Source organism: Tenacibaculum sp. HL-MS23 (genome assembly GCF_032463465.1).
Lineage (GTDB): Bacteria > Bacteroidota > Bacteroidia > Flavobacteriales > Flavobacteriaceae > Polaribacter > Polaribacter bernardetii.
In genome coordinates, this window is sequence record NZ_CP135989.1 from 109,010 (window position 1) to 131,934 (window position 22,925).

The window sequence follows — 22,925 nt, forward strand, 5'->3', positions numbered from 1 at the left end:
GTTTATAAATCTTCAAATAGCAGCAAATATAAGTTTTTTGAGTTACTATTACCATAACTTAAAAAACTATCATCGTCAACATCTATTTTGTAGTTGGTGGTTGAACTAATATTGGTAGGTATATTACCACTAAAGTGCGTTTTTATACCCGTTAAACCTTCACCCATATTATTTACTAATTGGCTAGTAGTAGCATACACGATAAAGTGTTCTGAATGGGATGTTAGTTTATTGCTTCCGAGTTGGTGAGAAGAAAACAATATGTTTCCGTTATTAGCTATTAGGTGTTCACAAGAAGTGAAAAAAGGAACAGATTCAGAAGGGTATTTCTGAATATTAACATCTATATTTTTAGTTATTTTTAATAAGTCAAAATCAGAACATGTAATTGTATCCCAATTATTTTCTTGTAAAATATGTTTTAAATTATTTGACACTTCATCAATAGAGGTAGAGTATAAAAATTTACCTCCTTTATTAATAAAATTGTGAACAAAAGAATCATCTAAAGATAAGTTAACTTCCTGTTCGTTAATTAACTTTTCTTCAGATGATTTTTTATATGATTTGTATATTTTTTTAAAAAAATTCATTCAAATAAAAACTATTCTTCTATTACTGGATTAGTTTTATTTTCTTTCTTTTCAAAAGGTCTTTCACCAAATATCTTTTCTAAATCAGCTTTAAACATAACTTCTTTTTCTAACAATAAATCAGCAAGTAAGTTAAGTTTATCTTTGTGTTCACTTAAAAGATCAATAGCTCTTTGATATTGAAATTCAATCATTTTAGAAATTTCTTCGTCAATGGTCTTAGCAGTATCATCACTATATGGCTTTACAAAAGAATCATTTCCTGATGAGTCGTAATAGGTAATATTACCTACTTTTTCGTTTAATCCATATACAGTAACCATAGCGCGAGCTTGTTTGGTAACTTTTTCTAAATCACTTAATGCACCAGTAGAAATTTTATTGAACATTAACTTTTCAGCAGCTCTACCACCCATTGTAGCACACATTTCGTCAAGCATTTGCTCTGTTTGAATAATCTTTCTTTCTTCAGGTAGATACCAGGCAGCACCTAATGACTGGCCACGAGGAACAATAGTTACTTTTACTAACGGAGCTGCGTGTTCTAACATCCAACTTACGGTAGCATGACCAGCTTCATGAAAAGCAATAACTTTCTTTTCTTTTGGCGTGATTACCTTGTTTTTCTTTTCTAAACCACCAACTATTCTATCAACAGCATCTAAGAAATCTTGATGCTCAATAGCCTCCTTATTGTTTCTTGCAGCGATTAAAGCAGCTTCGTTACATAAGTTAGCAATGTCTGCACCAGAAAACCCTGGAGTTTGCTGTGCTAGCAATTCTAAATCAGCATTTTCGGCTAATTTTAATGGTTTAATATGTACTTCAAAGATTTCTCTACGTTCATGTAAATCAGGTAAGTCAACATATATCTGACGGTCAAAACGTCCCGCTCGCATTAAAGCCTTATCTAATACATCAGCACGGTTAGTAGCTGCTAATACAATAACATTTGTATCAGTACCAAAACCATCCATTTCTGTTAAAAGTTGATTTAATGTGTTTTCGCGTTCATCATTACCACCTGTCATGCTGTTTTTACCTCTTGCACGACCAATAGCATCAATCTCATCAATAAAAATTATAGAAGGAGATTTTTGTTGCGCTTGTTTAAATAAATCTCTTACACGAGACGCACCAACACCTACAAACATTTCTACGAAATCAGATCCTGATAAAGAGAAAAAAGGAACTCCAGCTTCACCTGCAACAGCTTTTGCTAAGAGGGTTTTACCTGTTCCAGGAGGTCCTACTAATAAGGCTCCTTTAGGTATCTTACCACCAAGTTTTGTGTATTTTTCAGGTGTTTTTAAGAAATCTACAATTTCTTGAATTTCTTCTTTTGCTCCTTCTAAACCAGCAACATTTTTAAAGGTTGTTTTTACCTTGGTGTTTTCATCAAATAATTTAGCTTTTGATTTACCAATATTAAATATTTGACCACCGCCACCGGCTCCAGATCCACCACCAGACATTCTTTTCATAAAGAAAAGCCAGATACCGATTAATAAAATAAAAGGAAGAAAGTCGAACAATGTTTTTACCAAACTTGTAGGCTCTACATTAGTTCTATCAAAATCAAGATTGTTTTCGGCTTTCTCTTTTTTAATTTCATTTTCGAAATTTTGTAAATCTCCAAAATTATAAGTGTACAAAGGAGATCCTTTTCTGTAAAAAGGAGAATCTGTTATTTTTTTGTGCTGTTCTTTCTTCTCAGCTTCGCTTTTTAAGAATATCTGAGCAACATTATTATTTTCAATAACGATTTTTTGAATATCGTTTTCTTGTAAAATTTTATGAAACTCGTTCTTAGAAATGCTTCTAGAACCTAAGTCGTTTGAGTTAAAGAAACTCAATCCTAACAGGACAACTAATATCGGAATGTATATCCAAAATGAATTAAAACTAAATTTTGGAGGATTTTTTTTCTTATCACTCATAAATAATATGTGTAAATTATTAGCAATTAAGCTGGGTTAATTTCAGTGATTTTAGCATCACCCCAAAGACTTTCAATATCGTAATAGTCACGTACTTGTTTTTGAAAAATATGAACAACAACATTCACATAATCCATTAAAACCCATTCAGAGTTTCCTTGCCCTTCAATATGCCAAGGTTTATCTTTAAGTTCTTTGCTTACCATTTTTTGTACAGAACCTGAAATGGCGTTTACTTGAGTGTTTGAATTTCCTGAACAGATTATAAAATAATCACATACAGTATTTTCTATTCCTCTTAAATCTAGTAATTGGATGTTTTCTCCTTTTACCTCATCAATACCTTTTATAATCACAGCGATTAAATCGTCTGTGCTTGCTTGTTTTTTAGTCATCAAAAAAAATTAAGTTTTTAGCAAAGTTATTATTTTTTTGTGAGTTATTTGCTTAATATTGATACTTGTTTTACTCACAAAACTTCTATGAAAATAATCAAACTTAATGCCATTGATTCAACTAATTCTTTTTTAAAGGATATGGCAGCAAAAGTAAAGGTCGGTGATTTTACTGTAGTAATTGCAAAAACTCAAACAGCTGGCAGAGGACAAATGAATGCTAACTGGATTGTAGATGCAGGTAAGAGCTTGACTTTTAGTGTTTTTTGTGAGTTATCTAACCTTAGTATTGCTGATTTTAAGTATTTGAATTATTGTGTTTCTTTGAGTGTTTATGAAGCAGTTAAAGATTTGAAACTACCTCGATTAGCTATAAAATGGCCCAACGACATTATGTCAGAAAACAAAAAAATAGCAGGTATTTTAATTGAAAACACTTTTAATTTATCCGAAATTAGTTCATCTGTCATAGGGATTGGTATTAATGTAAATCAAAATAGTTTTTCAATTGATTTGCCAAATGCTACTTCCATAAAAATGATTATTGGTAGAGAAGTAGATTTAGAATTGTTATTTGACAAAGCTTTACAGTGCTTAAAACAAAATATAGCATTGCTGAATAAAAAGGAGTATGCTTTTTTAGAAGAGGAATATTTAAAGGTATTGTATAAAAAAAATGTTCCGAGCATGTTTAAAACAGCTCAAAACATTTTATTTATGGGTAAAATTGTTGGAGTTTCCGATACTGGTAATCTCCAAATCGAATTAGAAAACGAAACGATTAAAGAATTTGGAATTAAAGAAGTTTCGTTTGCCTAATTTATATTTTTGCTATATTCTCAGTTAAAGTTTCAATAAACTTAGTTAATGGTTTTTTTACCATCATTGCCATCATCGCATTAAATTCACCGTCAAACTTTAAAGTAACCTCACTTTCATTGTCAGAAATTTCACTAATATCTGCTGATAAAGTGAAAGGTAATTTACTACTAGCAGCACCTAATGTAATATTAGAATACTCTGTTTTATCTTTCATTACCAATCTTATTTCAGGCATTCCTTTTAAACCAAAAATAAAACTATCGCCATCTACTTCAAATTTCTGAGTGTTTTCTGGCATTAATTGTTCGAAGTTCTCTAATTTGATTAAAAAATCAAATACTTCTTTAGGTGATTTCTTTACAATTACTTTGTTTCCTTCAATATTCATTATATCTTATTTTTCGTTTTGTTTCCATTTACTAGGTGCTACTCTCCAGTCTTCTAACAATCTTAATTCTTCACTAGTAATATATTTACTATCTAAAGCCTGCTCAAGTAGGTATTCGTAATTGCTTAAGGTAGTTAGTTCTACACGATCGTTTTTAAAGTTTTCGGTAGCAATGTCAAATCCGTATGAAAAAATTGCAATCATACCTTTAACTGTTGCGTTTGCTTCTTTTAAAGCTTTAACCGCATTTAAGCTACTTTTACCTGTGCTAATAAGATCTTCAATAACAACCACATTCTGACCGCTATCTAAATGTCCTTCTATTTGGTTTTTACGGCCATGTTTTTTAGGTTCTGGTCGTACGTATATAAAAGGAACTCCTAGTTCTTGAGCAACTAACATACCAATTGCAATTGCACCGGTAGCAACACCAGCAATTACATCAGGTTTACCATGTTTCTCTTCAACCAATTTAGCAATCTTTTCTTTTAAGAAATTTCTAACTGGTGGGTAAGATAAGGTTACTCTATTGTCGCAGTAAATTGGTGATTTCCAACCAGAAGCCCATGTAAAAGGCTCTTGAGGGCTTAATTTAATAGCTTTTATTTGCAGAAGAAGTTCGGCAGTTTTTTTTGCTGTATCTTTGTTAAAATCCATAACGCAAATGTATAAAGTTTTTGTTAATGATAAACCAATAATCTTTACAACTTCAGTAAAAAATGAAGAAGATTATGTTGTTTATATTTACAAAAATACAATTATAGAAGAACTTATTTATAAGTTAAAACTAGGCAAATTAAAAGGTGTTTATCTTTGTACTAGTAATTTGGAAGAAGATTGGGAGATCTTTAAAATGAAATTTAAGGTTCTTGTTGCCGCAGGCGGACTCGTTTTAAACGATAAAAAAGAAATTTTATTTATTTACAGAGGTAGTAAATGGGATTTGCCAAAGGGAAGACAAGAAAAAGGAGAGAATATAAAGGAAACAGCAATAAGAGAAGTTGAAGAAGAATGCGGTATTACAAACCTTAAAATAGATAAAAAACTAATTAAAACATATCACTTTTTTATTCAGAAAGGAAAACATCGATTAAAAGAAACACATTGGTACTTAATGTCTTCATCTTACAAAGGTATACTAACTCCGCAGTTAGAAGAAGGTATAACCAAAGTAATGTTTAAGGATGCTGAGGCTACAAATAAAGCGTTAAAAAGTACATTTTCTAACATTGTTATGGTTTATAAATTTTATGTAAAATCATTAAAAAAATGACACTCTGTCATTGTTGCTAAATAACTTCATTAGTTTTTCTGCCAAAACAAAAGTAAAAACTAGTTGGCACACAGTTTGACTATTACTAATCGTAAAATTGAATTAAAAATTTAAGATAAATAGTTATTAGTTATGAGTAAAATTATAGGAATTGATTTAGGAACCACAAATTCATGTGTTTCTGTAATGGAAGGGAATGAACCAGTTGTTATTCCTAACGCAGAAGGAAAAAGAACTACACCATCTATCGTAGCATTCGTAGAAGGAGGAGAACGTAAAGTTGGTGATCCAGCAAAGCGTCAAGCAGTTACTAACCCAACAAAAACAGTTTATTCTATTAAACGTTTTATGGGTAATAAATTTTCTGATTCTTCAAAAGAAGCAGGAAGAGTACCTTATAAAGTAGTAAAAGGAGATAACGATACGCCTCGTGTAGATATCGATGGTCGTTTATATACGCCACAAGAAATTTCTGCAATGGTATTACAGAAAATGAAGAAAACAGCTGAAGACTATTTAGGTCAAGATGTTTCTGAAGCTGTAATTACTGTACCTGCATATTTTAACGATGCACAACGTCAGGCTACAAAAGAAGCTGGTGAAATTGCAGGTTTAAAAGTTAGAAGAATTATTAACGAACCAACTGCAGCTGCTTTAGCTTATGGTTTAGATAAATCTCACGATGATAAAAAAATCGTTGTTTTTGATTTTGGTGGTGGAACACATGATGTTTCTATCTTAGAATTAGGAGACGGTGTATTTGAAGTATTAGCTACTGATGGTGATACACATTTAGGTGGAGATGACGTTGATGAAAGAATTATTAACTGGTTAGCAGAAGAATTTATTGCTGACGAAGCAATGGATTTACGTAAAGATCCAATGTCTTTACAACGTTTAAAAGAAGCTGCTGAAAAAGCGAAGATTGAATTATCTAGCACAACTTCATCAGAAATTAACTTACCATATATTACTGCTACTGCTTCAGGACCAAAGCACTTAGTTAGAACATTAACAAGATCTAAGTTTGAAGCTTTAATCGATGATTTAATTAAAAGAACTATTGAACCTTGTGCAACTGCTTTAAAAAATGCGGATTTAACAATCGATGAAATCGATGAAATCGTATTAGTAGGTGGATCAACTCGTATTCCTGCAATTCAGGAAGCTGTTGAAAAATTCTTTAAAAAATCACCAAGTAAAGGAGTAAATCCTGACGAAGTAGTATCTTTAGGAGCTGCAATTCAAGGTGGAGTTTTATCTGGAGATGTAAAAGACGTATTATTATTAGATGTTACGCCTTTATCATTAGGAATTGAAACAATGGGTAACGTATTCACAAAGTTAATCGATGCGAATACTACGATTCCAACAAAAAAATCTCAAGTATTCTCTACAGCTGTAGATAATCAACCATCTGTAGATATTCACGTTTTACAAGGTGAAAGAGCAATGGCAGCAGATAACAATACAATTGGTCGTTTCCAATTAACAGATATTCCACCAGCACAAAGAGGAGTTCCTCAAATTGAAGTAACTTTCGATATCGATGCAAACGGAATCATCAAAGTATCTGCATCTGATAAAGCTACAGGGAAAACTCAAGATATTAAGATTGAGGCTTCTTCAGGATTATCAGAAGAAGAAATCGAAAAAATGAAAGCTGATGCAGAAGCAAATGCTGATGCAGATGCAAAAGCAAAAGAAACTGCTGAAAAAATCAATGAAGCAGATTCTATGATTTTTCAAACAGAAAAGCAATTAAAAGAATTTGGTGAAAAATTATCTGACGATAAGAAAGCGCCAATTGAAGCTGCTTTAGTAGAATTAAAAGCTGCTCATGAATCTGGAGATACTTCTAGAATTGATAGTGCTTTAACTACTATTAATGAAGCATGGAAAGCTGCGTCTGAAGAGATGTATGCTGATAAAGGTGCCGCAGGAGCTCAACAAGCGCAACCAGAAGCAAATACTGCTCAGGAAGACAATGTTGAGGATGTAGATTTCGAAGAAGTAAAGTAATTTACTGAATAGAAGTTAAAACATAACGTTTTATAAATATAAAATCCATTACAAGAAATTGTAATGGATTTTTTTATTTTCATTATTTTAATAATAACTACATTTGAAAATGTATGTTTAAAAATATATTGTAAAAAAAATAAGTATATACCTGTTTTTAACCTTTTTATTGCTTGCTAATAAAATTATAGCACAGCATCCGGTTTATACTCATTTAACCGAAAAAGACGGCTTACCAGATATCGAATTTTATGATATAATTGAGGATAATGAAGGGGTAATTTGGCTAGCAGCAGATAAAGGTCTTTTTAGTTATGATGGTAAAAAGTTTAAGAACTTTTCACACCCGCAAAAAAGAGGTTTATCTGTTTTTGGTTTAAAATTAGATGCCAAAGGTAGAGTTTGGTGTAACAATATTTCAGGACAAATCTTTTATTTAGATAATGGTAAATTACTGTTGTTTTATGATTTTCAGGATAAAGTAAATGGACAACTGGCTGTTTTTACATTTGTAGACAATAATGTTGTTGTGAGTACAGAAACAGGTGTTTATGAAGTAGATTCTAAAGGTTTGTTTGAGTATAAAACTCTCGATGAAAATATTCGATTGTTATCATCTTTACCAAAAAAAGATTCCTTATTGAGTTTTGACGAGGATAAAATACTCGTAAGAGCAAAAAATAAAAAGTTAAAAGTAAAGTATGATTTAAAAAAGTACGGAGAATTTAATTTTAATATTTGGGATGTAACTACAATAAATAATATCGATTTAATATTTGCATATAACACTAAAAACTTATCGGCTACACCAAAATTATACTATGGAGTTGATAAAAAGTTAAAGGAGGTATTGTTGCCAAAAGAACTAGTACTTAATAATGGCGTAATAAAGTTTTATAGTTTAGACGATAAATTATGGTTTTGCACAAAGAAAGGGGTTTTTATTTATCAGTTTTTAGATAATAAATTACATTATGAAAAAACTTATTTTAAAGGTGTGCCGATAAGTAGGTTTTTAAAAGATAGAAACAATAATTATTGGTTTACAACATTAACAGACGGCGTTTTCATTATACCTAATTTGTATATAGAGAAATATAGTATTGAAAAAGATAAGGAAAATTTAATGGCAATAAGTGCTTTAGGAACTGATGCTTTAATGATGGGGTCTATTAAAGGAGATTTAATGATTCTTGATAAGAATACAAATGAAATATCACATTTAATAAAAAAAATAAATAATAAACTATACGCTATTGTTGAAGGTAAAAACAATATGTATTTAAGTTTTGCAAACGGATCTTTAATTTATAATAAGGATAGTAAACAGCTAACTAGAGATAATTTTTTATACAATGCGAAAGATGTAACCTTTTTAGATGAAAATAATTTACTGTATGCAACGCACTCTACAGCAAGTGCTGTTAATATAAGATCAAGGAAGAAAACAGAACTTAGGGCTACTAGAACAAAAGTTGTTTATTATAGCAGCAAAAAAGAAAAATATATAGGCTATACAGATGGTACAGAAATGTACAATCAAAAAAATGAAGCGATACAACTTAAATTTAATGAACAACCAGTATTTGCAAATAATATAACAGAAACAACTAATAATGTTGTTTGGGTATCAACTTTAAAAGATGGGATTATTGGATTTAAAAGAGGTGAAGTAGTAAAACATTTTTCAGAAAAAAAACGGGTTATTATCTAATCAGGTAGATGAAATTAAAGGAGAAAAAGAATTTTTATGGATATCTACAAATAAAGGTTTACAGTTATTAAATACAAATAATAACAAAATTAAAAGCTTAACTAGAAAAGATGGGGTAGCTTCATTTAATATATCAGGCTTTATGCCTGATGAAAAAGTATTATTCTTTACTTCAAACAAAGGGTTGTTTAAAATTGATAAAGAAAAAGCTTTTAAAAATAATAAAATTTTAGATTTTTATTTCACTTCCATAGAGGTTGATGGAGAGAAAATAGTTAAAAAAGAAACTTATTCTTTTGAATCAAATGTAAAAAAAATAAAATTTAATTTTCATGCTAATGGGTTTCTATCACATGAAGACGTAGTTTATAAGTATGTTTTAAAAGAGTATTCTAATCCAGATAATTGGAATGTATTAGATAAAGGAATAAATCAAATTACTTTTAATAACCTGGTACCCGGAAATTATATTTTTAAGCTAAAGGAGGTAAGTCTATCTGGAGAGCAAGAAACTAAAGCGAAGGTTATTAAGATAACAATAAATAAACCTTTTTATAAACGGCAATGGTTTTACGTAATTACAACTGTTTTTATTATCTTTTTATATTGGTTAATTTTTTACTTGAGGTTAAAACGAGTAAAAAAGAAACAAGAAGAAGCTATAGCGAATGAACGCATGCAGAAAGAGTTAATCGCATCAAAATTAAAAGCATTACAAAGTCAAATGAATCCGCATTTTACATTTAATGCGCTGAATTCTATTCAAAATTTAGTGTTAAAAGGTGATAAAAATAATGCCTATAATTTTTTGACTAAATTTTCTTCATTATTAAGAGAAAGTCTTGCTTTAAGTAATAAAAGTTTTGTTTTCTTTGAAGAAGAGATTTCTGTTTTAAAAAAATACTTAGAACTAGAAAAATTAAGGTTTAGAGATAATTTTACATATGAAATAATAGGAGAAGAACTTATAGAGAACATTAAAATACCAACTATGATAATTCAACCATTTATAGAAAACGCTATAAAGCATGGGTTGTTTCATAAAGTAGATGGTGTAGGTAAAATAAAGATTGAGTTCTTTCAGGAGAATTTTATTAAATGCATCATAACCGATAACGGAGTTGGACTTGATGAATCTCATAAAATAAATAAAAAGATAAAAGAAGAAAGGGAGTCTTTTTCAACCAAAATGATAAAGGATAAATTAAAAATTTTAAAAAAACATTACGGAACCGATATTGGTTTTGAATATCAAGCGATAAGTATGGGAACAAAATTGGTTATTAAAATACCTTTTACTTTTTAAATACTGTTTGTTAAAAAGTATTTATGAAAATCAGAAATTTTTATTAATTGCTTTAAAATGAAAGTTAATACTTACATATCTAAAAGGTTTTTTTTATGATGAAATTTAGATGTTTTTAAGAAGAATAATAGTGTGAAACAAGAGTAGGTTTTAATTAATAATTGTAATAATATAAATAATTCACATTTTAATTGATGAATAAAATTAGCTCAATAATAGTCGATGATGAAGTTAATGCGCGAGAAAATTTAAGGTTTTTATTAAGCGAATTTTGTAATGATGTTGATGTTTTAGCAGAAGCAAAAAATGTAGATGAAGCTATAGAGGCTATAAAAAAATACAAACCACAAATAGTTTTCTTAGATGTTGAAATGCCTCAGAAAAATGGCTTTCAATTATTGAAAGAATTTGATGAAATTAACTTTCACATAATCTTTGTAACTGCATATGATAATTATGCCGTAAAAGCCTTTCAAGTCGCGGCAATAGACTATTTATTAAAACCAATAGACGTGTCATATTTAGAGTCGGCAATAAAAAAAGCTAAAGAACAAATAGCAAATAAAACAGCATCTTTAAGAGTTAATCTATTAGAGGATAACAGAAAGATAATTACTAAAATTGCAATACCATATAAAAAAGATTATGCAATTGTAAGTACAAAAGATATAGTTAGTATAGAGGCCGATCGGATGTATTCTATCTTACATATAGAAAAAGATAAAAAATATATGGTAGCTAAAAAATTAAGTTATTATGAAAGTTTACTATGTGATAATACTCAGTTTATAAGAGTACATAGGTCTTGGATAATTAATGTAAATAAAATAGCAACATATTCTAAAAAAGAAAAAGAAATAACCTTGAAAACTGAATTTAAAGTTCCAGTAAGTAAGAGTTATAAAGAAAATTTTGAAATTCTTTTTTATGCTTAATACATAAAATTAATTATAAGTACCCCTTATTTAGTTAGGAAAGATAAAATGCGTTTTCGGAAAGTAAATAACCTGTTTTTATGAATTTTTATTAATATTTGAATTATAATAAGAATAGAATGAGAGACTTGAGAATATTGTTGAGATTAAACCTTGCGTTAATAAAAGTAAAAATATTGATAAGATGGCATAAATTATTAAGATTAATATAGTTTTGATAGACTTATCAAAAGTAATTAAAGTAAGATATATTGGTTGTTTTCTTCATTCGGAAATAAAAACACTTCATTAGGAAGATTTTGTGTTCTTTACAAGATAATAAAAAGTTAATTGCATGTAGATTTAAAAATAAATAAGGTTAAATTCTATTTTTAAAAGAATGTCATTTTCTATTAAAACGCTTGTAAATAGAATGTTATAGTTAGTTGTAATTATGGGTGTCAAATTTTAGAGAATTATTTTAAAGTATAAGTTTTTAATTTTAAAGAAGGTTCTGGGGGAACCATTAATTTTAAGAATGTTTTTTTTAAAAAAAACTTCTTTGATTTTTATTAATCTTAATCGAATTTCTGCAAAGTAATTCGGTTTTTTGATTAAAATATTTCATTATATCCCAATCTCTTTATTTACTTTTGAATAATGAAGTTTCATAAATATAATTTTTTTAGATATACCTATTGCGAGTTCGAATCGCGATCTATAGATTTTTTTAAAGATAAATCAGCACATTATCAAAGCAAATCTGGGAGCTTATATTTCTATGCAGATGAAGGTGTTTACCGTTACTCAAATCATTGGGGGCGTGTAGCTAATTGTCGATGGAAAATAAAGGAAGTAGAAGAATATAAAAGTCAAAATTATTATGTTGGTTTTGCAAATTGGTCAGATTTTTATCTGTTAAATAATACTGATAAAGTATTTTATTTAGAGGTGAATTTTAAAACAAAACAAGTTAAAATTAAACGATTAAAAGAAGAAGAAAATAAAATTGTTTTTTTAATGACATCAGAATTTGCACACCAACGTTTAAAACAAATTCAAATCTTGTTTAAAGAATATAAATGGGCTGCCTATTATGAGGATGATATAGATGATTTAAGAGAAATATTAATAAATGATTTAATATCAACCACTAAAACGATTCAGCAGTTAAAAAGAGAGCTTTAGGTTTAAATATTTGTGTATATTTTATTAATACCTAAACTAAAACCAAAACGGATTTCATTTTCGCTTCCAAGCCTATGAATGGCAACTTTACCTAAAGCAATTTTACTGAATTCGTTATTTGTAATCTCTTCGTCATTTAACAGAAGTTTACCCTTAAATTGTTTTTTACTATTATACTCACTTCTATCTTGCTTACTTTGGTATACATTAATAGATAAAATTTCATTTTTATCTGTGTAGCCACAAAATATACCAAACTGGTCCCAAATCATATAATGATTAGTTTTGGTAAGTTCCCTTTCTGGCTTGCCTAAAACAGCTATTAATGTATCGTAATTGGTAGGGAAAATAATAGGTTTTTCATTAATAAGAACGGTATCAGTATCACATTTAATAACTAATTCTTTTACTTTTTTCTTTTTTAAAAATTTAAACATGGTATTGTGTTTTTAGTAAGGGAATAGTTATATGAGATAATATACAAATTTAAAGAATAAAATTCAACTTTTAAGTAAATTTGCTATTCTGAAATAAAATCATTTGAAAATGAATATCCCTCAAACAAGTTTTCCTAGAGTCATAATTATTGGAGGAGGTTTTGCTGGCTTAGCTGCAGCAAGAGGATTAGAAGAACAAGAACTTCAAGTTGTTTTAATCGACAAACATAACTATCACACTTTTCAACCATTACTTTATCAAGTTGCAACTGGCGGTTTAGAGCCAGATAGTATTGCTTTTCCGTTGCGAAAACGATTTAACGATGTAGAAAATTTCTTTTTCCGTTTAACAGAAGTTTTAAATATCAATGCTGATAAAAACAGAATAGAAACAACTATTGGTAATTTAGAGTATGATGAGTTGATTATAGCCACAGGATCTAAAACTAATTTCTTCGGAAATACGAATATCGAAAAATATGCGATGGAAATGAAGTCTGTTCCACAGGCATTAAATATTCGTAGCTTGGTATTAGAAAATTTTGAAGAAGCATTGTTAGAAACTAATTTAGAGAAACGAAGGGCTTTAATGAATTTTGTAATTGTTGGTGGTGGACCAACAGGTGTTGAGTTAGCCGGTGCTTTAGCTGAAATGAAAAAAGGAATCTTACCTAAAGATTATCCTGATTTAGATATCCGTCAAATGAAAATTAATTTAATTCAGAGTTCAGGCGAGTTGTTAAAAGGAATGAGTAATAAGGCTTCAGAAAAAGCCGAAGATTTCTTAATAAAATTAGGCGTTGATGTTTGGAAAGATCTTCGGGTTTTAAATTATGACGGTACTACGGTAACAACCAACAGCGATGACCATTTTAAGGCAGAAACTGTGATTTGGGCTGCCGGAGTAAAAGGCGAATCTATTAACGGTTTACAACAAGAGTGTTTGGTAGAAAGAGCTAACCGATTTAAGGTTGATGAATACAATAAAGTTGTAGGTTATAGCAATGTATATGCTATTGGAGATGTTGCGTGCATGCAAACCGAAAAATATAAATATGGGCACCCGATGATGGCGCAACCTGCTATTCAGCAAGGAACATTATTGGCTAAAAATATCTTAACCAAGTTTAAAGGGAAAAAATTAAAGCCTTTTAAATATAATGATAAAGGAGCCATGGCAACTATTGGGCGAAATAAAGCAGTGGTAGATTTACCAAAATTAAAATTTCAAGGAGTTTTTGCTTGGTTTGTTTGGATGTTTGTGCATTTATTCTCTTTAATAGGTTTTAGAAATAAAGTAATTGTATTTATGAATTGGATGTATAACTATATTCGATTTGATAGGGAAACAAGACTTATAATAAGACCTTATAAGAATAAAAATAAATACAGTTTTAAAGAATAAGAAAATGAGTATTACAAGAAATATAAAATGCCCTAAATGCGGATTGTTTAATACAAACAAAGAGTATTGTGAAAATTGTAATACTTTAATTTCTCATGAAAAAAAAAGAGCTTTAAAAGAAGAGGCATATAAGCAAGTAGAAATAGAAAAGGTGAAGCATAAAATTGCCAACCCTAATTTAGCAGAGCGTTTAAAAAAACACCCTTTCTTCTTGTATAAAGTTGTAGGATGGATTCTGTACTCCGCTTTTTTGTTGGTAAGTTTAATAGGAGGTGCTTTAGCTTGGTTTATAGCAATGGTAGCTGCAGGATAAAATGAAAAAAGTAATATATATTTACTTTGTATTTTCGCTATTTATAGGAACTGGTGTTTATTTTATGCAAAAAAACGATTATAAATTACCAGAATTAGTACAGTTTTATGTAAATGATTTTTTAATTATTCCGATAGTATTATCAGTTTGCTTATTTATTTTAAGGTGGAGTAAAAGCAATAAAAACTATCAAATTTCTATTTGGATTGTTTTATACATTTGTAGTTTTTACGCATTATTATATGAGTATTTCTTACCTAAATACAATCCGAGATACACGGCAGATATAATAGATGTATTTTTATATTTTATAAGTGGATTCATCTTTTTTATCCTCCAGAAAAAAACCTAAAAGAAATAATGAATCCAGAAAAAAAAACTTCAAAAACAATTATAAGAATAACTAAAGCAATTACTTATATTGAAGATAATTTACATAAAAAGTTGATGCTAGTAGAGGTTGCAAGCAAAGCTTGTTTTTCTAGATTTCATTTTCATCGACTTTTTTTAACAGTAACAGGAGAAACATTAAATAATTTTATAACTAGAAAACGAATAGAAAAAGCAGCATCATTTTTATTGCATAAAAAAGAAACACCAATAACCTTAGTTGCCGAAAAAGTAGGGTTTACAAGTTTATCTTCATTTTCAAGAGCATTTAAAAAATTCTATGGGATGAGTCCTGCAGAGTTCAAAAAAGAAAGTCAAAATAATTTTAGCAAGATTTGTAAAGCAGAAAGCAAGAATGGGCAAGTGGTAACGTTATTTGAAAAGTATATTTGTAATATACATAATTCTTTAAATTGGTTAAAAATGAATGCAACTACTGAAGTTAAAATTGTACCTGAATTGCAGCTAGCATATATAAGTCATCAAGGAAAGATGGATTTAATCGAAGGTGTTTATAAGAGGTTAATGAAATGGGCTTTTCCGAAAGGTTTAATGCAACAAAAAGATTTACGAATGGTAACAATTTATCATGATAGCCCAAAAATTACTGACGAAGATAAAATACGTATGAGTGCTTGTATGACATTAAATAGGTTAGTGAAAACGGATGGTGAAATAAATTTAAGAACGTTGACTAAAACGAAGTGTATTGTTTCTCATTTAAAGATTCATCCTTCAGAGTTTCAAAAAGCTTGGGAAAATAACTTTGTATGGATGAGTGAACATGGTTTTAAAAAAGCGGATCAAGATCCGTTTGGAATTTACTATAACAACCCAGAAGAGCATCCCGAAGGAAAATGTATTGTAGATATTTGTATTCCGATTCAATAAAAGGAAAAGGTTGTCTGTTTTACCAGCAACCTTTTCTTTAGAACAAACCTCTAAAAGTATCAATATTTTTTAAAGCATTTGAATCAATTTCAGAACCATCTTTGGTAAACCAAGTATGCGTATCGCCAAGGTAATTCATGCCTAAATAATTGGCGCTTTCTATAAAAGGCATTGTAAATCCGTTCTTTAAATCATTTTCTCCTGAGTTGCTAATCATAGCCATTTTTTTGCCTCTCATTTGTTTTCCTAGTTCTTTTTTGTAGTGTAAAAGGTCGGATAATCTATCGAAAAATGTTTTTAAAGTTCCGCTCATGCTATACCAATAAACGGGTGTAGCAAATATAATGGTGTCGTATTTTTGTATAATAGTTTCCATTAAAGGAATAAAATCGTCATTCGCATTGCTAAAATCATATTCAAAAGAACCAATACTTTTAGTCTTTAAATCGATAACATTAAAATCATTATTTTTATTCAAATAACGAACAATCCTATTTGTGTTTCCGTTGCTTTTAGAGCTTGCTTGTATAATTACCTTTGTATTCATGTGTATTCTTATTTAGAAGTTAAATTTCTTAAATTTAATTAGAACAGCATTTAAACTTCAATTGTAAAAATTGATAATTCTCAAGAAAAAATCAATACTAAAAGAGTATATTTTTTGTATTTTTATGCTACCAATGCACAGTTGTAAATGAATACAGACACCTACAAGTTTTCGAAAGAAGTAACATTAAGTCATTTTACTACCAAAGAAGTAGATGAAAAGGCAAAAAAGAAACTTAAAAAAGTACGAAAAGAAATAAGTGAGCTACAAGATACCATGTATGCTGAAGGTAAGTATAGTATGTTAATTTGCTTACAAGGAATGGATACTTCTGGTAAAGATAGCTTAATTCGTGAAGTGTTTAAAGATGTGAATGCACGTGGAGTAGTGGTGCATAGTTTTAAAGTACCAACCGAACTAGAGTTGAAGCACGATTTCTTATGGAGGCATTATATTGCTTTACCAGCAAAAGGAAAAATAGGTGTTTTTAATAGAACACATTATGAAAATGTGTTGGTAACAAGAGTGCATCCTGAGTATGTTTTTGGAGAGAACATTCCTACAGTTAAAAGTTTAGAAGATTTAAATGATGCTTTTTATCATGATAGAATGGAAAGAATCAATCAGTTTGAAAAACATATTTCAGCTAACGGAACCATTATTTTAAAATTCTTTTTAAATGTATCTAAAGAAGAACAAAAAAACAGATTGCTACGTCGTTTAGATATTCCTGAGAAAAACTGGAAGTTCTCTTCTGGCGATTTAAAAGAGCGCAAGTTGTGGAGTAAATATCAAGAATGTTATGAGGATTTATTAAACAAAACGAATACAGATTATGCGCCTTGGTATGTAGTGCCTGCAGATGATAAACCAACGGCAAGATATATTGTAGGTAAAACAATTAGTGAAGAGCTTAAAAAATACGGTTTTAAAGAACCTGCATTAGCTCAAAAAGATTTAGATAAATTAGACGAGTTTAAAGCTCAGTTAAATAACGAATAATTGCCAAAAAAAAGATGGAATTAAACTTAACAAAACCAATTATATTTTTCGATTTAGAAACAACAGGAATCAATATTGCGAAAGATAGAGTGGTAGAAATATCAATATTAAAAGTGTTTCCGAACGGAAATAAAGAAAGTAAAACATGGTTGGTAAATCCAGAGGTAGCAATACCAAAAGAATCATCAGAAATTCACGGAATTACAGACGAAAAAGTTGCCAACGAGCCAACTTTTAAAGATTTAGCTGTTAGTATAAACGAAATGATTGCTGGTTGCGATTTGGCTGGTTTTAATTCAAACAGATTCGATATTCCTGTTTTAGCAGAAGAGTTAATGCGCGCAGGAATCGATTTTGATATGAAAGAACGTAAAGCGGTAGATGTTCAAGTAATTTTTCATAAAAAAGAACAGCGTACTTTAAGTGCAGGGTATCAATTTTACTGTGGCAAAGAATTAATTGGCGCGCATGGTGCAGAAGCCGATACCAATGCTACTTACGAAATTTTATTAGCACAGTTAGATAAATATGAAGATATTGAGAACACTGTTGATGCTTTAAGCGAATATTCAACACATGGTAAAAGAGCAGATTTTGCTGGTTTTATTTTGATGAATGACAAGGATCAAGAAATTTTCTCTTTCGGAAAATATAAGGGAAGAACTGTTGAAGATGTGTTTAAAGAAAACCCAGGGTATAATTCATGGATTCAGAATGCAGATTTTCCGTTGTACACAAAAAAAGTATTGCGAGAAATTAAAGAACGAATGGCAGTGCCGAAAAAGAAAATGACAGATGGAGAGAAATTAGAGGCTTTACAACAAAAGTTTAATTTAAGATAATCTTTAACATAGGTTTAAGCGAAGTAATCATATTAATTTTTACTTTAGAGATTATAAAAAAAGAATAAAAAAATGTTTACAGAATATAACAATTTACCAAGTAATTCAAGAGTTTGGGTCTATCAAGCAGATAGAGAATTTAGCATAGAAGAAGTCGAATATATTTGCGCAAAAGCAATACTTTTTATTGATAATTGGACGCGTCATGGAGACGACTTAAAAGGCTCTTTTACCATAAAATACAATCAATTTTTAGTATTGGGTGTAGATGAAGGTTTTAACAATGTATCTGGTTGTTCTATAGATTCTTCGGTACACTTTGTACAAGAATTAGAAAAAGAATTAAGAATCGATTTAATGAACAAAATGAACGTTTCATTTAAAGACGGTGATAATATTAATGTTGTTAAATTAGCTGATTTTCAGCAATTAGCAAAAGATAAAAAGATAACCTCAAAAACAATTGTATTTAACAATATGATAGATACAAAAGCAGACTTTGAAACTAATTGGGAAGTTACTGCCGATAAAAGTTGGCACAAACGATTTTTGGTATAGCAATTGATTTTCCATTAAAGTATAGATGATTAAGACATTATGAAAAAGATACTAGTTTTTTTAGGGTTTGTTTTTATTCAATTTGTAAATGCGCAGCAACAAGATCCGCTTTTAGCGAAAGATGCAGATGCACAAAATGTTTGGGTAGATAGTATTATGAATTCAATGTCGATTGATGAAAAAATCGGACAATTGTTTATGGTACAAGCCTATTCGAATAAAGACAAGAAGCATGAACAATCAATAACTGAAATGATTACTAAATATCATGTTGGGAATTTAATATTCATGCAAGGAACACCAGAAAAACAAGTCATTTTAAATAACAAGTATCAAGGAGAATCTAAAGTGCCCTTGCTAATTGGTTTTGATGGCGAATGGGGATTAGATATGCGTCTTAAAAATACCTATCGCTTTCCTTGGAATATGACTTTAGGCGCAATTGAAGATGAAGCGCTTTTAAGAGAAACCGGTAAAAGAATAGGCGAGCATTGTAAAAGAGTAGGAATTCACATAAATTTTGCACCTGTAGTAGATGTAAATACAAATCCGAACAATCCAATTATTGGAAATCGTTCTTTCGGAGAAAGTAAAGAAAATGTTACTAAAAAAGCAATCGCTTTTAGTCAAGGAATGCAAAGTGTTAATGTTTTAGCAAACGCAAAACATTTTCCTGGTCATGGAGATACTGCAACAGATTCTCATCACACATTACCAACGATTAATTTTAGTAAGCAGCGAATAGATTCTATTGAGTTGTATCCGTTTAAAAAAATATTTAAAGCTGGGGTTGCAAGTGTTATGACAGCACATTTAAGTATTCCAGCTTTAGAAAAAAATGAAAAACTACCAACGTCATTATCAAAAAGTGTTGTTACCGATTTGTTGCAAGAAAAGCTAGGCTTTAAAGGTTTGGTGATTACTGACGGATTAAATATGAAAGGAGCTGCCAATTATTCTTCTCCAGCAGCAATAGATTTAGCAGCCATTTTGGCGGGTAACGATTTGTTATTAATTCCGCAAGATGTTCCTGGTTCTGTAAAACTGTTAAAAGAAGCTATTGAAAAAGGAACTTTAACTGAAGCGCGATTAAATTACTCTGTAAAAAAAATACTAAAAGCAAAATATTTAGTTGGTTTAAATAAGTATAATTCGTTACTTTTAGATAATCTTCAAGAAGATTTAAATAACCCTTATGATGAGGTTTTACACAGAAAATTGATTAAAAACTCTATAACTGTACTAAAAAATGAAGCAACTATTTTACCGATTAGAAACTTAAAAGATAAGAAAGTAGCTTATGTTTCTTTGGGAGACTCTAAAGGAGATGATTTTTTAGGAATGCTAAAGAATTATGCAAAGATAGAAGCTGTTTCTGATAAGCACTTGAGTGTTTTAATGCAAAAGTTAACAAAATACGATGTGGTTATTGTTGGTTTTCATAAGTCGAATGATCATCCATGGAAGAGTTATAAGTTTTCAAATAAAGAGTTGGTTTGGTTACAAGAAATAGCGAGAACGAAAAAAGTTATTTTAGATGTATTTGCAAGTCCTTATAGTTTATTAAAACTAAAATCATTTACAAATATAGAAGCGCTCGTTGTTTCTTATCAAAATAGCAAATTAGCACAAGAACTTTCTGCACAAGCGTTGTTTGGGGCTTTTGATGTAAAAGGAAAATTACCTGTGTCAATTAATAGCGAATTTAATGCAGGAGACGGTGTTTTATTAAAAAATAATAATGTTTTAGAGTATACGATTCCGGAAGAAGCAGGAATGTCTTCGGAGAAATTATCGATTATAAATAAAAGAATCGATACTATTTTAAATGAAAAAATGACACCAGGAGGGCAAATTTTAGTAGCTCGAAACGGAAAAGTTTTTATCAATAAAAGTTTCGGGTATCATACCGCATTAAAAAATCAACCTGTTAAGAATTCCGACATATATGATTTAGCTTCCTTAACCAAAATCTTAGCCTCTTTACCTATGATTATGAAGGCAGAAGAAACTCAAAGAATAAGCTTGTTTTCTAGCTTAGGTGATGTTTTACCAAGGTTCAGAAAATCTAATAAAGACACTTTATTATTAAAAGAAATATTATCTCACTATGGCCGTCTTCCTTCTTGGATTCCTTTTTACAAGAACACAATAGATGAAGCTACTGGAAGAAATTCATTTAAATATTATCGAAAAAAAAGAACAAGAAAGTATAACATAAAAGTAGCTCCAAAATTATATTTAAGTAAGTCTTATAGAGATACTATATATAAACATATTGTGGATGCCGATCAAAGAGATAGAGTGGGATATAAGTATAGTGACTTGGGGTATTATATTTTTAAGGAAATTTTAGAAAAAAAATATCAAAAACCTTTAAATGAGTTAGTGGATGAAGAGTTTTATAAGTCATTAGGAGCTGATAGAATGACGTATTTACCGCTTCAGAAATATTATAAAACAGAAATTGTTCCTACAGAGAAAGATGATTACTATAGAAATCAATTAGTACATGGTTATGTACATGATATGGGTGCGGCTATGTTAGGAGGTGTTGGCGGTCATGCAGGCTTGTTTTCTAACGCCAATGATGTGGCTAAAATTATGCAGATGTATTTGCAAAAAGGAACTTACGGTGGTACGGAATATTTAAAAGCGGAGACGCTTGATAAATTTAATAAAAGATATTATGCTGATAAAAAAGTGCGTAGAGGTTTAGGTTTCGATAAGCCTCAGTTAAATCCTAAAGTTAAGGCAACTTGTGGTTGTGTTTCTGAAGAGAGTTTCGGGCATAGCGGTTTTACAGGAACCTATACTTGGGTAGATCCTAAGTCGGGTTTGTTATATGTTTTTTTATCAAACAGAGTATATCCTAATATGAATAATAGAGGGTTGGTTAGAAGTAACATGCGTACTAAAATTCAACAAGATATTCAAGATGCTATCCTGCATTAGTCGCAGTTGTTTTGGTATATAATAATACTAATAAAAGTGAACCAGCTAAATATGTTAGCGCTATTTCTGTGCTAAAAAACAAACTGATGACAAAGCTTTGTAAAGCGTAGAAAAAAGGAAACAACGTAATACCTAATGCGAAACGAAAAGTGTCGGTAAATTCAATTTCTGGAATCTTTTTACTTAATGATTTCCATATTAAATAAGGAATGAAACTATTTAGAATAACGAAGTAGTATAACAACTTGTTTTCTTTTTCAATCTTCTTTTTGCTAGGGTAGGTATCTTTTTTTATAAGATAATTGCTGTTATTTACATCAGTATAATCTATAGTTGTTTTATTTAATGCCGTTATTATGGTGTTGTAGTTTTCATCATCGTTAATATGAACCGTTAAATTTTTTAATTGATCACTAATTTTATTTTTCAATTCTTTTATCAACGTATTTTTGTTATCAATAGCATAAAAATTATTAGCTAGAATAGGTTCGCCAAAAATAAGCGCAACTTTTGATGGGTAGTTAGAAGAGTTTTGATAAGTTATTCCAACCGGAACAATATGAATTTTTAAGTCAGGATATTTTTCTATAGCGCCGTATAATATTCGGGTGAAACCTTTACTTAAAGGTCTAATTGTTCGTTTTCTATTGTGACTTCCTTCAGGGAAAATTAGTAAAGTTTTATTGTTTTTTAGTAGTTCTTGGCAATTATTAAAAATAGCATCATTTTTAGATAATTGCTTAATACCATCTCTAATACGATAGACAGGCATTAAACCAATTACGTTTAGAATTTTTGCAATTGTTGGTTTTTTAAATACAGCTGCGCGTACTAAAAAATGAATTTTTCTTTTTGTATTTGTAGCGATTAATAAAGGATCTATTAAGGCATTCGGATGATTGGCTACAAACAAAATAGCTCCTTTTTTAGGGATATTTTCCCTACCCAATACTGTTGTCTTTTTAGCATAAAAGAATAAGCCTATTTTAATATAAATTTTTAAAAAATAGTATAATAAAAACTTCATTTG

At 29.7% G+C, this 22,925-nt stretch carries 23 protein-coding genes; 15 read left to right on the forward strand and 8 right to left on the reverse strand.

Annotated features, from left to right (window positions below; all coding sequences use genetic code 11):
* Positions 1 to 2 precede the first annotated feature (2 nt).
* The 3 genes from RRF68_RS00530 to rsfS are packed head-to-tail and all read right to left on the reverse strand — an operon-like array spanning position 3 to position 2,928.
* Positions 3 to 593 carry a hypothetical protein gene (locus RRF68_RS00530; RefSeq protein ID WP_218772960.1) on the reverse strand — a complete coding sequence of 197 codons (591 nt, stop codon included), beginning with the start codon at positions 591 to 593 and terminating at the stop codon, positions 3 to 5.
* An 11-nt stretch (positions 594 to 604) separates the two neighbouring features.
* Positions 605 to 2,533: an ATP-dependent zinc metalloprotease FtsH gene (gene ftsH, locus RRF68_RS00535; RefSeq protein ID WP_275314679.1), complete on the reverse strand. Its 1,929-nt coding sequence runs from the start codon at positions 2,531 to 2,533 to the stop codon at positions 605 to 607.
* Between the two features lie 26 nt (positions 2,534 to 2,559).
* On the reverse strand, positions 2,560 to 2,928 hold the full coding sequence (gene rsfS, locus RRF68_RS00540) for a ribosome silencing factor (protein WP_218772958.1): 369 nt from the start codon (positions 2,926 to 2,928) through the stop codon (positions 2,560 to 2,562).
* 87 nt (positions 2,929 to 3,015) lie between these two features.
* Here rsfS and RRF68_RS00545 point away from each other — a divergent pair, with 87 nt between their 5' ends.
* Entirely contained in the window at positions 3,016 to 3,747 is a 732-nt protein-coding gene (locus RRF68_RS00545) for a biotin--[acetyl-CoA-carboxylase] ligase (RefSeq protein WP_315944631.1), read from the forward strand.
* Position 3,748: 1 nt separating this feature from the next.
* On the opposite strand, the gene RRF68_RS00550 is transcribed toward RRF68_RS00545, so the two are convergent.
* A complete protein-coding gene (locus tag RRF68_RS00550) occupies positions 3,749 to 4,138 on the reverse strand; it encodes an SRPBCC family protein (protein WP_315944632.1) in 390 nt (129 codons plus the stop codon).
* A 6-nt stretch (positions 4,139 to 4,144) separates the two neighbouring features.
* Positions 4,145 to 4,795 carry an orotate phosphoribosyltransferase gene (gene pyrE / locus RRF68_RS00555; protein ID WP_218772955.1) on the reverse strand — a complete coding sequence of 217 codons (651 nt, stop codon included), beginning with the start codon at positions 4,793 to 4,795 and terminating at the stop codon, positions 4,145 to 4,147.
* A gap of 7 nt (positions 4,796 to 4,802) precedes the next feature.
* On the opposite strand from pyrE, the gene RRF68_RS00560 reads away from it, so the two are divergent.
* The 6 genes from RRF68_RS00560 to RRF68_RS00585 all read left to right on the forward strand — a co-directional run bounded on the left by RRF68_RS00560 (position 4,803) and on the right by RRF68_RS00585 (position 12,555).
* A complete protein-coding gene (locus RRF68_RS00560) occupies positions 4,803 to 5,411 on the forward strand; it encodes an NUDIX hydrolase (protein ID WP_218772954.1) in 609 nt (202 codons plus the stop codon).
* 132 nt (positions 5,412 to 5,543) lie between these two features.
* Entirely contained in the window at positions 5,544 to 7,433 is a 1,890-nt protein-coding gene (dnaK, locus tag RRF68_RS00565) for a molecular chaperone DnaK (RefSeq protein WP_315944633.1), read from the forward strand.
* 169 nt (positions 7,434 to 7,602) lie between these two features.
* Complete coding sequence (locus RRF68_RS00570) at positions 7,603 to 9,147, forward strand: hypothetical protein (protein WP_315944634.1); 1,545 nt, start codon at positions 7,603 to 7,605, stop codon at positions 9,145 to 9,147.
* Between the two features lie 142 nt (positions 9,148 to 9,289).
* Positions 9,290 to 10,453 carry a histidine kinase gene (locus RRF68_RS00575; protein WP_315944635.1) on the forward strand — a complete coding sequence of 388 codons (1,164 nt, stop codon included), beginning with the start codon at positions 9,290 to 9,292 and terminating at the stop codon, positions 10,451 to 10,453.
* 194 nt (positions 10,454 to 10,647) lie between these two features.
* Positions 10,648 to 11,388: a LytTR family DNA-binding domain-containing protein gene (locus RRF68_RS00580; protein WP_315944636.1), complete on the forward strand. Its 741-nt coding sequence runs from the start codon at positions 10,648 to 10,650 to the stop codon at positions 11,386 to 11,388.
* 639 nt (positions 11,389 to 12,027) lie between these two features.
* Positions 12,028 to 12,555: a hypothetical protein gene (locus tag RRF68_RS00585; RefSeq protein ID WP_315944637.1), complete on the forward strand. Its 528-nt coding sequence runs from the start codon at positions 12,028 to 12,030 to the stop codon at positions 12,553 to 12,555.
* 2 nt (positions 12,556 to 12,557) lie between these two features.
* Here the strand turns inward: RRF68_RS00585 and RRF68_RS00590 are convergent, their stop codons facing one another.
* A complete protein-coding gene (locus tag RRF68_RS00590) occupies positions 12,558 to 12,992 on the reverse strand; it encodes a hypothetical protein (RefSeq protein ID WP_218772949.1) in 435 nt (144 codons plus the stop codon).
* 109 nt (positions 12,993 to 13,101) lie between these two features.
* Here RRF68_RS00590 and RRF68_RS00595 point away from each other — a divergent pair, with 109 nt between their 5' ends.
* From RRF68_RS00595 to RRF68_RS00610, 4 genes are read left to right on the forward strand one after another with little or no spacing between them, the layout of a single operon-like run.
* The gene (locus RRF68_RS00595) at positions 13,102 to 14,397 is read left to right on the forward strand and encodes an NAD(P)/FAD-dependent oxidoreductase (protein WP_315944638.1); all 1,296 of its coding nucleotides are present in this window, start codon (positions 13,102 to 13,104) and stop codon (positions 14,395 to 14,397) included.
* Positions 14,398 to 14,401: 4 nt separating this feature from the next.
* Positions 14,402 to 14,710, forward strand: coding sequence for a hypothetical protein (locus tag RRF68_RS00600; protein WP_315944639.1), 309 nt, complete (start codon positions 14,402 to 14,404; stop codon positions 14,708 to 14,710).
* Position 14,711: 1 nt separating this feature from the next.
* The gene (locus RRF68_RS00605; RefSeq protein WP_315944640.1) at positions 14,712 to 15,062 is read left to right on the forward strand and encodes a hypothetical protein; all 351 of its coding nucleotides are present in this window, start codon (positions 14,712 to 14,714) and stop codon (positions 15,060 to 15,062) included.
* A gap of 8 nt (positions 15,063 to 15,070) precedes the next feature.
* Positions 15,071 to 15,991 carry an AraC family transcriptional regulator gene (locus RRF68_RS00610; protein WP_315944641.1) on the forward strand — a complete coding sequence of 307 codons (921 nt, stop codon included), beginning with the start codon at positions 15,071 to 15,073 and terminating at the stop codon, positions 15,989 to 15,991.
* A 37-nt stretch (positions 15,992 to 16,028) separates the two neighbouring features.
* On the opposite strand, the gene RRF68_RS00615 is transcribed toward RRF68_RS00610, so the two are convergent.
* A complete protein-coding gene (locus RRF68_RS00615) occupies positions 16,029 to 16,538 on the reverse strand; it encodes an NAD(P)H-dependent oxidoreductase (protein WP_315944642.1) in 510 nt (169 codons plus the stop codon).
* A gap of 147 nt (positions 16,539 to 16,685) precedes the next feature.
* On the opposite strand from RRF68_RS00615, the gene RRF68_RS00620 reads away from it, so the two are divergent.
* From RRF68_RS00620 to RRF68_RS00635, 4 genes are all read left to right on the forward strand, one after another.
* The gene (locus RRF68_RS00620; RefSeq protein WP_315944643.1) at positions 16,686 to 17,540 is read left to right on the forward strand and encodes a PPK2 family polyphosphate kinase; all 855 of its coding nucleotides are present in this window, start codon (positions 16,686 to 16,688) and stop codon (positions 17,538 to 17,540) included.
* A gap of 14 nt (positions 17,541 to 17,554) precedes the next feature.
* Complete coding sequence (locus tag RRF68_RS00625; RefSeq protein ID WP_315944644.1) at positions 17,555 to 18,382, forward strand: 3'-5' exonuclease; 828 nt, start codon at positions 17,555 to 17,557, stop codon at positions 18,380 to 18,382.
* A 72-nt stretch (positions 18,383 to 18,454) separates the two neighbouring features.
* A complete protein-coding gene (locus RRF68_RS00630; RefSeq protein ID WP_315944645.1) occupies positions 18,455 to 18,940 on the forward strand; it encodes an ABC transporter ATPase in 486 nt (161 codons plus the stop codon).
* Between the two features lie 39 nt (positions 18,941 to 18,979).
* The gene (locus tag RRF68_RS00635; protein WP_315944646.1) at positions 18,980 to 21,895 is read left to right on the forward strand and encodes a glycoside hydrolase family 3 N-terminal domain-containing protein; all 2,916 of its coding nucleotides are present in this window, start codon (positions 18,980 to 18,982) and stop codon (positions 21,893 to 21,895) included.
* Here RRF68_RS00635 and RRF68_RS00640 read toward each other — a convergent pair.
* Positions 21,882 to 22,922 carry a lysophospholipid acyltransferase family protein gene (locus RRF68_RS00640; protein WP_315944647.1) on the reverse strand — a complete coding sequence of 347 codons (1,041 nt, stop codon included), beginning with the start codon at positions 22,920 to 22,922 and terminating at the stop codon, positions 21,882 to 21,884. The genes RRF68_RS00635 and RRF68_RS00640 overlap by 14 nt on opposite strands.
* Positions 22,923 to 22,925: the final 3 nt, after the last annotated feature.